Annotated in this window: 13 protein-coding genes and 1 pseudogene; 12 read left to right on the top strand and 2 right to left on the bottom strand. The window is 66.3% G+C overall.

The genetic code is table 11. From position 1 onward, the window contains the following. Positions 1-46: 46 nt before the first annotated feature. The gene (locus B4394_RS04985; protein WP_078308600.1) at positions 47-1,084 is read right to left on the bottom strand and encodes an LLM class F420-dependent oxidoreductase; all 1,038 of its coding nucleotides are present in this window, start codon (positions 1,082-1,084) and stop codon (positions 47-49) included. A 103-nt stretch (positions 1,085-1,187) separates the two neighbouring features. Between B4394_RS04985 and B4394_RS04980 the strand changes: the two genes are divergently transcribed. Genes B4394_RS04980 through B4394_RS04970 form a run of 3 tightly spaced genes read left to right on the top strand, consistent with a single transcriptional unit; the run spans position 1,188 to position 3,347 of the window. Then, complete coding sequence (locus B4394_RS04980; RefSeq protein ID WP_078314608.1) at positions 1,188-1,496, top strand: type VII secretion target; 309 nt, start codon at positions 1,188-1,190, stop codon at positions 1,494-1,496. Continuing rightward, a complete protein-coding gene (locus tag B4394_RS04975) occupies positions 1,486-3,120 on the top strand; it encodes a hypothetical protein (protein WP_078314402.1) in 1,635 nt (544 codons plus the stop codon). Before B4394_RS04980 ends, B4394_RS04975 begins: the two co-directional genes overlap by 11 nt. After that, positions 3,117-3,347: a hypothetical protein gene (locus tag B4394_RS04970; RefSeq protein WP_078314400.1), complete on the top strand. Its 231-nt coding sequence runs from the start codon at positions 3,117-3,119 to the stop codon at positions 3,345-3,347. Before B4394_RS04975 ends, B4394_RS04970 begins: the two co-directional genes overlap by 4 nt. Here B4394_RS04970 and B4394_RS04965 read toward each other — a convergent pair whose 3' ends face one another. Continuing rightward, positions 3,348-4,214 carry a dienelactone hydrolase family protein gene (locus tag B4394_RS04965; protein ID WP_078308603.1) on the bottom strand — a complete coding sequence of 289 codons (867 nt, stop codon included), beginning with the start codon at positions 4,212-4,214 and terminating at the stop codon, positions 3,348-3,350. Between the two features lie 65 nt (positions 4,215-4,279). Here B4394_RS04965 and glmS point away from each other — a divergent pair, with 65 nt between their 5' ends. The 9 genes and pseudogenes from glmS (at position 4,280) to rimI (ending at position 13,857) form a co-directional block, all read left to right on the top strand. Next, positions 4,280-6,145 carry a glutamine--fructose-6-phosphate transaminase (isomerizing) gene (gene glmS, locus B4394_RS04960; RefSeq protein ID WP_078308604.1) on the top strand — a complete coding sequence of 622 codons (1,866 nt, stop codon included), beginning with the start codon at positions 4,280-4,282 and terminating at the stop codon, positions 6,143-6,145. Between the two features lie 21 nt (positions 6,146-6,166). Then, positions 6,167-7,118 (top strand): annotated as a pseudogene (locus tag B4394_RS04955) (alpha/beta fold hydrolase). Continuing rightward, positions 7,115-8,548: an NAD(P)H-hydrate dehydratase gene (locus tag B4394_RS04950; RefSeq protein WP_078314399.1), complete on the top strand. Its 1,434-nt coding sequence runs from the start codon at positions 7,115-7,117 to the stop codon at positions 8,546-8,548. Before B4394_RS04955 ends, B4394_RS04950 begins: the two are co-directional and overlap by 4 nt. Positions 8,549-8,558: 10 nt before the next feature. Next, entirely contained in the window at positions 8,559-9,989 is a 1,431-nt protein-coding gene (gene gad / locus B4394_RS04945) for a glutamate decarboxylase (protein ID WP_078308607.1), read from the top strand. Between the two features lie 33 nt (positions 9,990-10,022). Then, complete coding sequence (gene alr, locus B4394_RS04940; RefSeq protein WP_212566635.1) at positions 10,023-11,228, top strand: alanine racemase; 1,206 nt, start codon at positions 10,023-10,025, stop codon at positions 11,226-11,228. Further along, positions 11,218-12,309 carry an alpha/beta fold hydrolase gene (locus B4394_RS04935; protein ID WP_078308609.1) on the top strand — a complete coding sequence of 364 codons (1,092 nt, stop codon included), beginning with the start codon at positions 11,218-11,220 and terminating at the stop codon, positions 12,307-12,309. Before alr ends, B4394_RS04935 begins: the two co-directional genes overlap by 11 nt. Beyond that, positions 12,306-12,773, top strand: a complete 468-nt coding sequence (gene tsaE / locus B4394_RS04930) for a tRNA (adenosine(37)-N6)-threonylcarbamoyltransferase complex ATPase subunit type 1 TsaE (protein ID WP_078308610.1) — start codon at positions 12,306-12,308, stop codon at positions 12,771-12,773. The genes B4394_RS04935 and tsaE overlap by 4 nt, the downstream gene beginning before the upstream one ends. Beyond that, complete coding sequence (tsaB, locus tag B4394_RS04925; protein ID WP_078314396.1) at positions 12,770-13,393, top strand: tRNA (adenosine(37)-N6)-threonylcarbamoyltransferase complex dimerization subunit type 1 TsaB; 624 nt, start codon at positions 12,770-12,772, stop codon at positions 13,391-13,393. The genes tsaE and tsaB overlap by 4 nt, the downstream gene beginning before the upstream one ends. Further along, on the top strand, positions 13,390-13,857 hold the full coding sequence (gene rimI / locus B4394_RS04920) for a ribosomal protein S18-alanine N-acetyltransferase (RefSeq protein ID WP_078308612.1): 468 nt from the start codon (positions 13,390-13,392) through the stop codon (positions 13,855-13,857). Before tsaB ends, rimI begins: the two co-directional genes overlap by 4 nt. The last annotated feature ends 6 nt before the right edge of the window (positions 13,858-13,863 follow it).

The raw sequence follows: 13,863 nt of genomic DNA, 5'->3' as shown, positions 1-13,863 counted from the left end.
GGTGCCGCGCGAACACACGCCGAACGCTACGCGAACGGCGGGCGAATCAGAGCAGCTCGCGCAGTGCCTCGACATGCTTGATCCGGCCTGCTGCGTCGGCGGCGAGCGGTGCCACATTGAGGGTCGTGACACCCGCCTCTTTGAAGGCCGCTACCCGTTCGGCGACAAAGCTCTTCGGCCCGATGAGGGAGACGTTTCTGACCAGCTCGTCGGGCACTGCGTCGGTTGCCTCGGCCTTCTTGCCCGCCAGGTAGAGCTCCTGGATGCGGTCGGCTTCCTTGCCGTACCCGTAGGCGGTCGCGAGGTTGTGATAGAAGTTCTTGCCCTTGGCGCCCATACCGCCGATGTACAGCGCCAGGCTCGGCTTGACGAACCCGTACAGCGCCTCGACGTCATCGCCGATGGCAAGAGCTGGGCCTGCGTAGACCTCAAGCTCGCCGAGCGACGGATCGCGCTTGGCCTTGCCCTCGGCCAGGGAGGCACCCCACACGTCATTGGCCTTCTCCGGAAGGAAGAAGATGGGCTGCCAGCCCTCGGCGATCTCCGCGGTCAGCGCCACGTTCTTGGGGCCAAGAGCGGCAATGAGCACCGGAATGCGCTCGCGCACAGGGTGATTGATCAGCTTCAGGGCCTTGCCCAGGCCGGTGCCCTGCTCGGGCGGCAGCGGCACGGTGAAATACTTGCCCTCGAACTCCAGGCGTTCACGGCGCCACACCTTGCGGCAGATCTCGACCGTCTCACGAGTGCGGCCCAGGGGTGCGTCGTACTTCACGCCGTGGAATCCCTCGATGACCTGAGGGCCTGAGGCGCCGATGCCGAGGACGAACCGGCCGTTGGAGACGTAGTCCAGGCCGGCCGCTGTCATCGCCAGCAGGGTCGGGGTGCGGGTGTACAGCTGGAAGATGCCCGACGCGAGCTTTACGGTGGATGTCTTGGCAGCGAGATATCCGAGCTGGCTCGCGGCGTCGTAGGAGTAGGCCTCGGCGACGAACGCGATGTCCAGTCCGACTTTCTCCAGCTCAGCGAGCTCGTCAACGACTTCGGTGAATCCGCCGGCATAGCTCAGCGTGGTTCCAATGCGCATGCGGCGACCCTACCCGACCAAGCGGTTGAACGGGAAGATGCATGATCCACAGATCGGCGAAAAAAGATGGAACCGGAATTGGTATGCACCCGTCGTAGTCAATATGGGAGAAACCTCGATCAATGTCGCTGGTGTCCGGGGGGTCGCTGGGGAGTTCGACAGCGTGGCAGATGAGCTGAACAAAGCGATTACGCAGTTGCGTGGTTTGTCCTTCGGCGGGGCATCGGCCGGTCAGTGGCACACCGCCAAGGGTGATGACGTCAGGAACGGTCTGCACGAGGTGGTCACCCATCTGGAGAATTGGCAGCGCACCAACACCGCGATCGCCGAGCAGCTCCGTGCGGCCGCGCAGCGGTATGCCGATCGTGATGCCAAGAACAAGGCCAGGATGGCTGCGACCAATGGCCGGTAAGTACGACATCGAGTCGCTGCGCAGCGAGGGAATCCAGGCGATCGCGAACTCGCAGAACTACACGACCACCGCGATCCGGGGAAACGGGAAGTCGCCGGTCACGATCACCAACCCGGACCTCACCGCCAACGAGCGTCAGCTGTTCGATTGGTACGACATGGATGCCGGCATGGATCTGAACAAGCTCGGCGCGGATCTCGAGCTGTTCAAGAGCGCGGTGACCACCATGAAGGCCGCGGCCGAGCGTCAGCACGGGCAGCTGCAGCAGCTCATGGGGATGTGGGAAGGCAAAGGTTCGGAGGCCGCTAACCAATTCCTCAGGAGACACAACTCCACTGCCGACGCGGTGACCAAGGAGTTCGGACAGGTATCCACCGGTCTGGATGGGCTGCGCGAAGCGCTGTGGACCATCGTCGATCTGAAGAAGCAGGCGTCGACCATGGTCGACGGGCTGGTCACCGACCGCGCGTCCTTCGACAGTGCTGTCGCGACCTACAAGACCGGCACTGGCGACAAGTCCGTCGCCGATGAGACCAACGCGACGAAGATCGGGCCCCATGTTCAGCAGAACATCGAGGGCAAATGGCTGCCCGCGATGAAGCTTGCCTGGGGTAAGGGCGGCGAGGCGTACGACACCTTCACCAGCGCGCTGAAGCAAGAGCTGCCTCCGGAGTTCAAGAACCCGCCCGGCCAGCTCGGGCCCGAGTATGACGCGGATACCGAGCCCCAGCAGAACCCCGCAGACAGGGCCAAGGCCAAGGACAAGGGCGGGGAGCAGGAGCCCGGCGCCAGCGGCGGCCAGAGCAGTGGCGCCAGTGGTTCCTCCAGCGGTGCAACAGGTGGCGGAACGCAGGGCTCGGCCACGCCGGCATCCGCGATGGGTGCCCAGGGCGGCCAGATGTCCGGCGGTGGGCAGCAGGGTGCCGGGCAGGGACAAGGACAGCAGGGCATGGACCCGAGTCAGATCGTCAGTGGCCTGACCGGCGCCATGACAGGTGCCCTGGGATCGATCGGCCAGGCGGCGAGCGGAATTGTCAGCGCGATCACCGAGGGCCTCTCCAGCATCCCGTTCGACCAGATGGGGCAGGGCGGCGAGCCGGGACCAGGGGACGAGAAGCCCGACGACAAGATCGACGGGAAAGCCGACGAGGCCGCCGACAAGAAGGAGCCGGACGCCAAGATGGCGGCGGCCAAGGACGCTGCGATCCAGGAGGCCCGCACCGATGCGGGGGCAACGTTCGCCACAGATGGCAAGCCGATGCAGGGCCCGGGTGTTCAGTTGGCGGGGGCGAGTGGGCCGGACGCCACACTGACCCCCGCGGGCCAGACCGCCCCGGGTGCACCGCTGGGCACGACGCCGCCAGGGGGTGCGGTTCCTCCGTCCACCGGCGGCTTCCCGGGGGCACAACCCGCGGGCTCGATGAGCCCACCACCGGTTCATGCGCAACAACCGGCCGCCGCGCCTCAGCAGCCCGAGCCTCAGCCTGCCGCGGCGCAGCAGCCGTCACCCGTGCCATCGGTGGGGCCCACCAGCCCGTCGGCGCGGCCTCAGGCCGCAGGGACCGATGCGGGCGAGACGCCGTGTGAGATTGCCGCCGACGAGCTGCCCAAGGCCGGACGATGATCGATATCACCGACGCACTTGCGGGAATCGTCTCGGATTTCGAGAGCACGCTTGACCAGCTGCGCGACGAGGCCGACGCGGCTCGCGACGAGATCCTGCCCGGCGCACAGATGCCCGCGACAACCGTGAAATCCGTTCATGAATTTCAGATGCCCACACAGGTCCACGTGAACGAGTCCGATTTCGACGAGGACGACCTGTACCGCTGGCAGCGGTGGAGGCGCTGACTACCGCAGCAGCGACTGCACGCGATCGATCTCGCTGATCTCCAGTTCGGCTACGTCGGGCAGCGAGGTGTTCGGTAGCTCCGCCGTGGCGTCCGCGAAGTCCCGGTAGCGCTTGTCGCCCGCCAGCTGGAATAGCAGATAGCCGGTCAGCAGGGCGCGAGTGTTGCGCTGGGTTGCGCGGTTCGACCCGCCGAGCCCGACAAACCTACGCAGCCAGCTGTGTTCGGGTAGCCCACCGGATTTCGCCTTGGCGACATTTCGCAGATCGGCACCCGGCCACGCCCGCGACAGAGCCAGGGCATTCGAGCGCAGCGATTGGGTGTCCTCGGTGCTCGTCACCACCAGTCCGGGGATGGCCAGCGCGGCCGCGCTGTTCTCCACGGGTGGCTGGGTCTGGCTGGGAAATAGTGCGACGACGGCCTTAGCCCCCGAGGGCCGATTCTTCTTGTCCGCCGGCGCCGGAGACCGGGTCGCCGCGAAGACCGCCGCCGAGGCGCCCAGTCCGTGCCCCGCGAGCGCGAGCTTGGTCGGGTGCACGCTGATCTTGCCGTCGCCAAGCCGCACCCGGGTCACAATCTCGAGCGTTGTGGCCAAGTCGGCAGCGAGGTTGAGGTGTGACGGGATCAACCCCTTCTCGGTATCGGGGGCGGCCGCGACGATTCCCCAGGACGCGAGGTGTTCCAGGGTCGCTCGATACTTGTCCGTACCGGTCAGCCAGTCGTGTCCAAACGCCACCGCAGGCAGATTGAAGCCGGAATCCGGTGTGTAGACGACGCCGGTTACCCCCGCGAAGGCCAGGTCGCCGCGCAGAACCTTGTGCGGACCGCGGCGGGTCAGGGCTTTGAATAGCGTGCGGGTACTCGCCATGGCATGACCGTAGCGGATCGTTGCCGTTACGGACTGCAGCGGGAACTGAACTACCCTGGTGGGCTATGTGCGGAATCGTCGGGTACGTCGGCCACCGGGACGCCCTTGGTGTCGTCCTTGAGGCGCTGCGGCGGCTCGAGTACCGGGGCTACGACTCCGCAGGAGTTGCGCTGGCCGACGGCAGCGGCGGTCTCCTGGTGCAGCGGAAGGCCGGCCGGCTGGCCAACCTGGAGTCCGCGATCGCGGAATCCGGCGAATCCTTCGCCGCGACGACGGGGATGGGGCACACCCGCTGGGCCACCCACGGTGCTCCCACCGACCGCAACGCTCACCCGCATCGGGATGCGAGCAGCAAGGTGGCGGTCGTCCACAACGGGATCATCGAGAACTTCCCGGCGCTGCGCGCTGAGCTGGAGGCCGCTGGCGTCGAGTTCGCCAGTGACACCGACACCGAGGTGGCCGTGCATCTAGTGGCGCGCCAGTACGAATCCGGAGATACCGCCGGCGACTTCGTGGCGTCGGTGCAGGCCGTCGTGCGACGGCTGGAGGGGCATTTCACCCTCGTCTTCTCCCACGCCGACGACCCGGGCACGATCGTGGCCGCACGCCGGTCCACCCCACTGGTTGTCGGCATCGGCGACGGCGAGATGTTCCTGGGGTCCGATGTGGCCGCATTCATCGAATACACCCGGGAAGCCGTCGAACTGGGGCAGGACCAGGTTGTCGTCATCACCGCCGACGGCTACCGCATCACCGATTTCGCGGGTAACGACGACGCCCACAACGCCCGGGTATTCACGATCGATTGGGACCTGTCGGCCGCCGAGAAAGGCGGTTACGAATACTTCATGCTCAAGGAGATCGCCGAGCAGCCGGCGGCGGTATCCGACACCTTGTTGGGGCACTTCGACCTCGGCCGGATAGTGCTGGACGAGCAGCGGCTCTCCGATCAGGAACTGCGTGACATCGACAAGGTGTTCGTGGTGGCCTGCGGTACGGCATTCCACTCGGGTCTGCTGGCCAAATACGCCATCGAGCACTGGACACGGCTGCCCGTGGAGATCGAGCTCGCGAGCGAATTCCGCTACCGCGACCCGGTTTTGGATCGCAGCACCCTGGTCGTCGCCATTTCGCAGTCGGGTGAGACAGCGGACACCCTGGAAGCGGTGCGGCACGCCAAGGAGCAGAAGGCCAAGGTGCTGGCCGTCTGCAATACCAACGGTTCGCAGATTCCCCGTGAGTGCGACGCGGTGCTGTACACGCGGGCCGGGCCGGAGATCGGTGTCGCCGCGACAAAGACGTTCCTTGCGCAGGTGACCGCCAATTACATTGTGGGCCTTGCCTTGGCGCAGGCACGCGGGACCAAGTATCCAGACGAGGTGGCACGCGAGTACCACGAGCTGGAGGCCATGCCGGAATTGATCCAGCGCGTTATCGACGCGATGGATCCGGTCGCCGAGCTCGCGCGGCAGTACGCGCAGTCCTCCAGCATCCTGTTCCTGGGGCGCCATGTGGGGTATCCGGTGGCACTCGAAGGTGCGCTCAAGCTCAAGGAACTGGCGTACATGCATGCCGAGGGTTTCGCGGCCGGAGAGCTCAAGCACGGGCCGATCGCGCTGATCGAAGAGGGACTTCCGGTCATCGTGGTGATGCCGTCGCCCAAGGGCATGGGGCTATTGCATTCGAAGCTGCTCAGCAACATTCGTGAGATTCAGGCCCGCGGCGCGCGGACGATCGTCATCGCCGAAGAGGGTGATGAGACGATTCGGCCGTACGCGGACCATCTCATCGAGATTCCGGCGGTGTCGACGTTGTACCAACCGCTGCTGTCCACGATTCCAATGCAGGTGTTCGCCGCGGCGGTCGCGCAGGCCCGCGGGTACGACGTGGACAAGCCGCGAAACCTGGCCAAGTCGGTAACCGTCGAGTAGCGACAGCCGTAGGCCGTCTGCATGAATTCCGTTGCGGTACCTGTGCATCGCGTCGGAAGGCATTGGGCCCCTGAGAAGGTCGGGCATTTCACCGATGAAGCGGCGTTCGACAGGTTCGTGCGGGCATATCTGCGCGGAATGGATGACCTGCCCGCCGTGATGTCCGGTGCCGACATTGACACTCGGCTTGGGACTGTGCGGGCGTACAGATTTGGGTCGGTGCCGGGGACTCCGCTGGTGTTGCTTCCCGGCCGGAACGCCTCCACCCCCATGTGGCGCGCCAACCTGGCATCGGCTGATCACGCGGCGTACCGTCTATACCCTGGATCTGCTTGGGGAGGCCGGTATGAGCGTGCAAGACAAGGCGATCACCGGTGCCGAGGATCAGGCTGCTTGGCTGGAGGAAGCGCTCGCCGGACTTGAGCTCGACCGCGTACACATGCTCGGCCTGTCCATTGGTGGTTGGAATGCCGTCAATCACGCAGTCCGATACCCGAACCGGCTCGCTTCGCTGACTCTGCTGGATCCAGCGATGACGTTCGCACCGGTCACCTGGAAGATGCTTGTGGTATCCCTCGGCGCAGTTGTCCCCGGTATGCCGCAGTGGCTCCGAAATCGCTTGTTGAGCTGGATTTCTGGCGGCGTACCGGTCGACGATTCGATGCCCGAGGCCGCGCTGATTTCCTCCGGCATGCGAGATTTCGCGATGTATCTCCCCGTGCCGCGACCGTTTACCGACGAGCAGCTCCGAGGGTTGAGATTGCCTGTGTTGGCGGTGATCGCGGGGCGCAGCATCGTGCACCGCCCCAAGCGGGCCGCGGCCCGGGCGCTGCTGCTGCCGCACGCGCGCATCCTGCGGTGGAACGACGCCTCGCATGCACTCAACGGCGAGTTCCCGGAGCGGATTTCCGATGCCACCCACCAGTTCCTCGACGACATCGACGGGGGAGCGAGGGGAGCCCACAGTTCATGAGGCACTACTACAGCGCCGAGCAGATTCGGGAGGCCGAGGCGCCGCTGTTGGCGGCGCTGCCCGAGGGAGCTTTGATGCGGCGCGCGGCGTATGGACTGGCCACGGTCGTCGCGGACGAGCTGTCACGCCGGGCCGGAGTGGTAGCCGGGCGACGTGTGTGCGCGATCGTGGGTTCCGGCGACAATGGAGGAGACGCCTTGTGGGCGTTGACCTTCCTGCGTCGACGTGGGGTCGCCGCCAGTGCGGTGCTGCTGAATCCGGACCGGGCCCATCACGCCGGCCTGACCGCCTTCCGCAAGGCCGGCGGCCGGGTGGTGTCCGCGGTACCCGGCGAGACCGATCTGATTGTCGACGGTGTGGTGGGAATCTCGGGAACCGGCCCGCTGCGGCCGGGCGCCGCCGAGATCGCCGAGCAGGCCAACGCCGAGGGCATTCCGGTGATCGCGGTGGACATACCCAGCGGCGTCGACGTGCACACCGGGATGGTGGACGGCCCGGCCTTCCGTGCCGCGGTCACCGTGACGTTCGGTGGCTATAAACCCGTTCATGCCCTGGGTGATTGTGGTGTCGTGCGGTTGATCGACATCGGGCTCGATCTGCCCGCGACGGCGATCCGGGAACTCGATGCCGAGGATGTGTCGGTCGCGTGGCCGGTACCCGGACCGGCCGACGACAAGTACACGCAGGGCGTCACGGGGGTGCTGGCGGGATCACATACCTACCCCGGGGCGGCCATCTTGTGCACGGGTGCCGCCGTCGCCGCGACGGCCGGGATGGTCCGATATGCCGGATCTGCTGCTGCCGAGGTGGTTTCGCATTGGCCGGAGGTGATTGCCACCCAGACGGAAGAGGCGGCCGGTCGGGTACAGGCCTGGGTGATCGGTCCCGGATACGGAACCGGCGAGCGCCAGACGCGAACATTGCGGCGGGTGCTGTCGGGCGGCTTGCCCGTACTCGTCGACGCCGACGCCCTGACGATCCTCGCCGAGCACCCCGAGCTGGCGGATCTGGTGGCATCGCGCGAGGCGGCCACGATCCTGACCCCACACGCCGGTGAATACCGCAGGCTCGCAGGTGTGCTGCCCGGCCCCGACCGAATCGGCGCGGCGCGGTCGCTGTCGGTGAAACTGGGCGCCACGGTGCTTCTCAAGGGGAACGTGACCGTCATCGCGCAGCCGGACGGGACTGCATACGTAAATCGGTCGTACGGATCGTGGGCCGCGACGGCGGGTTCGGGTGACGTGCTCTCGGGTGTGATCGGTGCCCTGCTTGCCGCTGGAGTACCGGCGGACAAGGCCGCCGCGATGGGTGCCTACGTGCATGCTCGAGCGGCTGCCGCCGCTGCGGCGGATCCGGGTCCGGGCACGGCCCCTATCTCGGCTTCCCGTCTTCTTGGACATCTGCGGTGGGCGATCGCCGAAATAGGGTGAGAATCGGCTTATGTCGAATCCCCGCGATCAGTTCAGCCTCTCGGCCCACGCCGGCAAGATCAACGCCTCGTCCTTCAGCCCCGCCTATACCGGCCGGTTGTCGACGGCTCCGATCCCGGCGCTGCGCCTCCCCGACGAGCCAATGGACCCGCAGGCCGCTTATCGGTTCATTCACGACGAGCTGATGCTCGATGGCAGTTCCCGGCTGAACCTGGCCACCTTCGTGACGACGTGGATGGATCCCGAGGCCGAGAAGCTGATGGCCGAGACATTCGACAAGAACATGATCGACAAGGACGAGTATCCGGCGACCGCCGCGATCGAGTCGCGATGTGTGGCCATGGTGGCCGATCTGTTCCACGCCGATGACCTGTCGGCCGAGGATCCGTCGTCGGCGGTTGGGGTGTCGACGATTGGGTCGAGTGAGGCGGTGATGCTCGCCGGGCTGGCGCTCAAGTGGCGCTGGCGCGCCAAGGTGGGCGGCGCCGACGGGAACGGCTGGAAGGGACGCACGCCGAACCTGGTGATGGGTTCCAACGTGCAGGTGGTGTGGGAGAAGTTCTGCCGGTACTTCGATGTCGAGCCGCGATACCTGCCGATGGCGAAGGACCGGTACGTCATCACGCCCGAGCAAGTGCTCGGTGCGGTGGACGACGACACCATCGGGGTGGTGGGCATCCTCGGCACCACCTTTACCGGTGAGCTGGAGCCCATCGCCGAGATCTGCGCGGCCCTGGACACATTGGCGGCCACGCCCGGCAAGCCCGATGTGCCGGTGCACGTCGATGCCGCCAGCGGTGGTTTCGTGGTGCCGTTCCTGCACCCTGAAGTGCACTGGGACTTCCGGCTGCCCCGGGTGGTGTCGATCAACGTCAGCGGGCACAAGTACGGCCTGACCTATCCCGGAATCGGTTTCGTGGTGTGGCGCAGCAAGGAACACCTGCCCGAAGAGCTGGTGTTCCGGGTCAACTACCTCGGTGGTGACATGCCGACGTTCACCCTGAACTTCTCCCGGCCGGGTAATCAGGTGGTGGGGCAGTACTACAACTTCCTGCGACTCGGCCGGGCCGGATACGCACAGGTGATGCGCTGCTTGTCCGAGACTGCCCGCTGGTTCGGTGATGAGCTGAGCAAGAGTGAGCACTTCGAGGTGATCACCGACGGTTCGGCGATCCCCGTGGTGTCGTTCCGGCTCAAGGGCGAGCGCCCGTACACCGAGTTCGATATCTCGCATTCGCTGCGGGCCTTCGGCTGGCAGGTGCCGGCCTACACCATGCCCGAGGACGTCACCGATATCGCGGTGCTGCGGGTGGTGGTGCGCGAGGGCTTCTCGGGTGACCTTGCCCGGGCACTGCGCGACGACCTGGTCACCGTGCTGAAGGGGCTTGACGAGCTGAAACCGAACGGGCACTTCGACGCGGTGCAGCCGTTCGCGCACTAGCGGGGTGATGGGACAATAGCGGCGGTGACAAAAATTCCGCAGACAGCAGCCGGTCTCCCGCCGAACAGGGGGGAGACCACGGCCCAGGCCGTCATCGACCTCGGCGCCATCGCGCACAACGTTCGGTTGCTGCGCGAGTACGCCGGTCCGGCGCGGCTCATGGTGGTCGTCAAGGCCGATGGGTATGGGCACGGAGCGGTGCAGGTGGCCCGTGCCGCACTCGCCGCCGGAGCCGACGAGCTGGGTGTCGCCACCATCAGCGAGGCGCTGCGGGTGCGCGCGGGCGGGATCGACGCGCCACTGCTTGCCTGGCTGCATGCGCCGGGCGCCGACTACGCCGCCGCTCTGGCGGCTGATGTCGAGGTCGCGGTGTCCTCTCTCGAGCAGCTCGATGAGCTGCTCGAGGCCGCCCGAACGACCGGGCGTCAGGCCATCACGACCGTCAAGGTGGATACCGGACTCAATCGCAATGGGGTACCGGCCGAGTACACCCGCGACCTCTTCGAGGCCGTGGCGAAGGCGCAGGCCGAGCAGTCAGTCCGATTGCGCGGCATCATGTCTCATTTCGCATATGCCGATCAGCCCGGTAATCCCACCATCGACACGCAGATCGGCCGGTTCAACGAGGCACTCGAATTGGCGCGTGGTCTGGGATTGCGTTACGAGGTGGCGCACCTGTCGAATTCGGCGGCCATGTTGACCCGGCCCGATGCCCGATATGACATGGTGCGCGCGGGTATCGCGCTGTACGGCATCAGCCCGATGCCGAGAGCCGCGCAGTCGGCGACATCCGGCCCGGGTGACGAGTCGTTTGGCTTGATCCCGGCGATGTCCCTGACCTGTGCGGTGTCGTCGGTGAAGCCGGTGCGGGCCGGTGAGGGCGTGTCCTACGGGCACGTATGGACGGCTCCGCATGACACCAACGCGGCGCTCGTCGGCATCGGGTACGCCGACGGTGTGATCCGCGGACTGGGCAACCGCTTCGAGGTGGCCATCGGTGGGCGCCGCTACCCCAACATCGGACGCGTCTGTATGGACCAGTTCGTGGTTGATCTGGGCGACAACGAGGCCGGGGTGAAGTCGGGCGATGTCGCAACACTTTTCGGGCCGGGCGTGGACGGAGAGCCGACCGCGCAGGACTGGGCGCAGCTGCTCGACACCATCGCCTACGAGGTGGTCACCTGCCCGCGGGGCAGGGTCGTGCGGACCTACCGGGATTCCAGGTCCGTTGAGCAGTAAGTCGAACGCCTGGCTGGCCGGCGTGGCAGGGCTCGGTGCCGTGGTCACGGTGGCCGGTGTGGGCACCGCGCGCTCGATCGGTCGGCGCAGGTTCGACGATCCCTACCGCGATGAGGACTTCGACCTGTTGGAGACCGATCGCGGCAGCATCGTGATGACCGATGACGGTGTGCCGCTCGCGGTTCGCGAGGTAGGCCCGTCGAATGCGCCACTGACCGTCGTGTTCGTACACGGATTCTGTCTGCAGATGGCGTCCTTTCATTTCCAGCGCCGCGAGCTCGCCGACCGCTGGGGCGACCAGGTTCGGATGGTTTTCTATGACCAACGCGGACATGGGCGTTCGGGTCTTCCTGCCCCGAAGTCGTGCACCATCAGACAGCTCGGCGATGACCTCGAAACGGTGCTGCGGGTGTTGGTGCCCCGGGGCAATGCGGTTCTGGTGGGGCATTCGATGGGCGGCATGACTATCCTCGCGCACGCCGGTCGCCATCCCGGGCAGTATGGCCGCAGAATTGTCGGTGTCGGGTTGATCGCCAGTGCGGCCGAAGGTCTTTCGCACACGGCGATTGGCGAGGGGTTGCGCAATCCGGCACTGCGTGTCCTGCGGACGGCCGTTCATTACGCGCCGCGTCCCGCCCACCACGGCCGCGGCGCGGTCAAGTCACTCGTTGGTCCGGTGCTGCAGGCCGCCTCGTATGGCGGCCAGCGGGTGAGCCCTACGCTGGTGAAGTTCAGCGAGCGGATGATCCATCAGACACCCGTCACAACCATCGTGGATTTTCTGCGGGCACTGGAGGAGCACGATGAGACCGCGGCGCTGCCAACCATCGCGCCGCTGCCCAGTCTGGTGGTGTGCGGCGATACGGACATGCTGACCCCGCAGGTCCAATCGGAGTCCATGGCAGCGCAATTGGGGACACGTGGACTCGATGAGCTGATCCTGGTGCGCGAATCGGGACATCTGGTGCAGCTGGAGCATCCGGGAATCGTCAACGACGGCATTGATCGGCTAGTCAGGCGATCAACCCCAACACTCTTCGCCGCGATCAAACAGCGTCTGCGTGATCGGACCGGGCTGTGATCGATGAGTCGGGAAGCGTCGCCTTGCCGACGCTGGAGGACACGCTGGATTTCGGTGCGCGGATCGGACGCGACCTCGCCGCGGGCGATGTCGTGGTGCTCAGTGGGCCTCTCGGGGCCGGAAAGACGGCGTTGACCAAGGGGATTGCGCAGGGCATGGATGTCGACGGCCCGGTAACCTCGCCGTCCTACGTGCTCGCGCGGGTTCATGAGGCGCGCCGCCCAGGGGCCCCGGCGCTGGTGCACGTGGACGTCTACCGATTGCTGGAACATCAGAGTGCCGACCTGATCGGTGAACTCGACTCATTGGACCTCGATACCGACCTCGACGATTCGGTGGTGGTCGTCGAATGGGGAGAGGGGCTTGCGGAGCGACTGTCGGAACACCATCTGGACATCCGGCTGGAGCGCGCGGCCGACTCCGATGAGCGCACCGCAACCTGGCATTGGAGCCGTGAGCCATGAGCGTGATACTCGCCGTGGACACGGCCACCCCTGCCATCACGGCGGGCCTTGTCAGACGCGCGCCAGATGGATCGGTGGACGCCCTTTCTGAGCGAATCACCATGGGTGCCAAGGGGCATGCCGAGGCGCTCACGCCCAACATCGGTGCGGCCTGCGTGGACGCCGGCGTATCGGTGGGCGAGCTCGACGCGATCGTGGTGGGTTGCGGCCCGGGTCCATTCACGGGCCTGCGCGTGGGCATGGCCACCGCATCGGCCATGGGCCTGGCGCTGGATATTCCGGTGTACCCGGTGTGCACGCTCGACGCCATCGGCCACGGCACCAGCGGCAGCGTTCTCGTCGTCACCGACGCGCGCCGGCGTGAGGTGTACTGGGCCGGTTATCGGGACGGCACACGCATCAGCGGCCCGGCCGTCGATGCGCCCGCAGCCGTGTCGTCAGAGGGATTCACCCGGGTGGCCGGATCACCGGACCACACAGTGCTTTTCGACCTCCCGGTGCTCGACCGTCAGTACCCGTCGCCGTCCAGGCTGGTGCAGGCGGTGGACTGGGGCCGGCCCCCGGGTGCTCTTACTCCGCTGTATCTGCGCCGCCCCGATGCCAAAGAACCACGTCGATGACGGTCGTGCTCAAGCCGCTTCGCCGGCGCGATGCTCGTCGATGCGCCGAACTCGAGGCGGTTCTGTTCGCAGGTGACGACCCGTGGCCGGAGTCGGCATTCCGCACGGAGCTCGCATCCACCCACATCTACTACCTGGCGGCCAGGGACGGGTACACGGTGGTGGGATACGGCGGCATCTCCCGGTTGGGACATCAGGAACCGGAGTACGAGATTCACACCATCGGCGTCGATCCCGCCTATCAGAAGCAGGGGATAGGACGGCGTCTGCTGGATGCGTTGCTCGCGCATGCCGACCGGGACCCAGGGCCAGTGTTCCTGGAGGTGCGCACCGACAACGAGGCCGCGATCGCGCTCTATCACGGCACTGGATTCGAGACCGTCGGCGTGCGCAAGCGGTACTACCCAGGCAGTGGGGCAGACGCCTTTACCATGAAACGCCCTGCGCACGGTGCTGTGAAATAGGCTGAT

The sequence above is a fragment of the Mycobacterium sp. D16Q16 genome, from assembly GCF_002013745.1.
Taxonomy (GTDB): domain Bacteria; phylum Actinomycetota; class Actinomycetes; order Mycobacteriales; family Mycobacteriaceae; genus Mycobacterium.
This window is presented reverse-complemented; position numbering and strand designations above follow the sequence as displayed.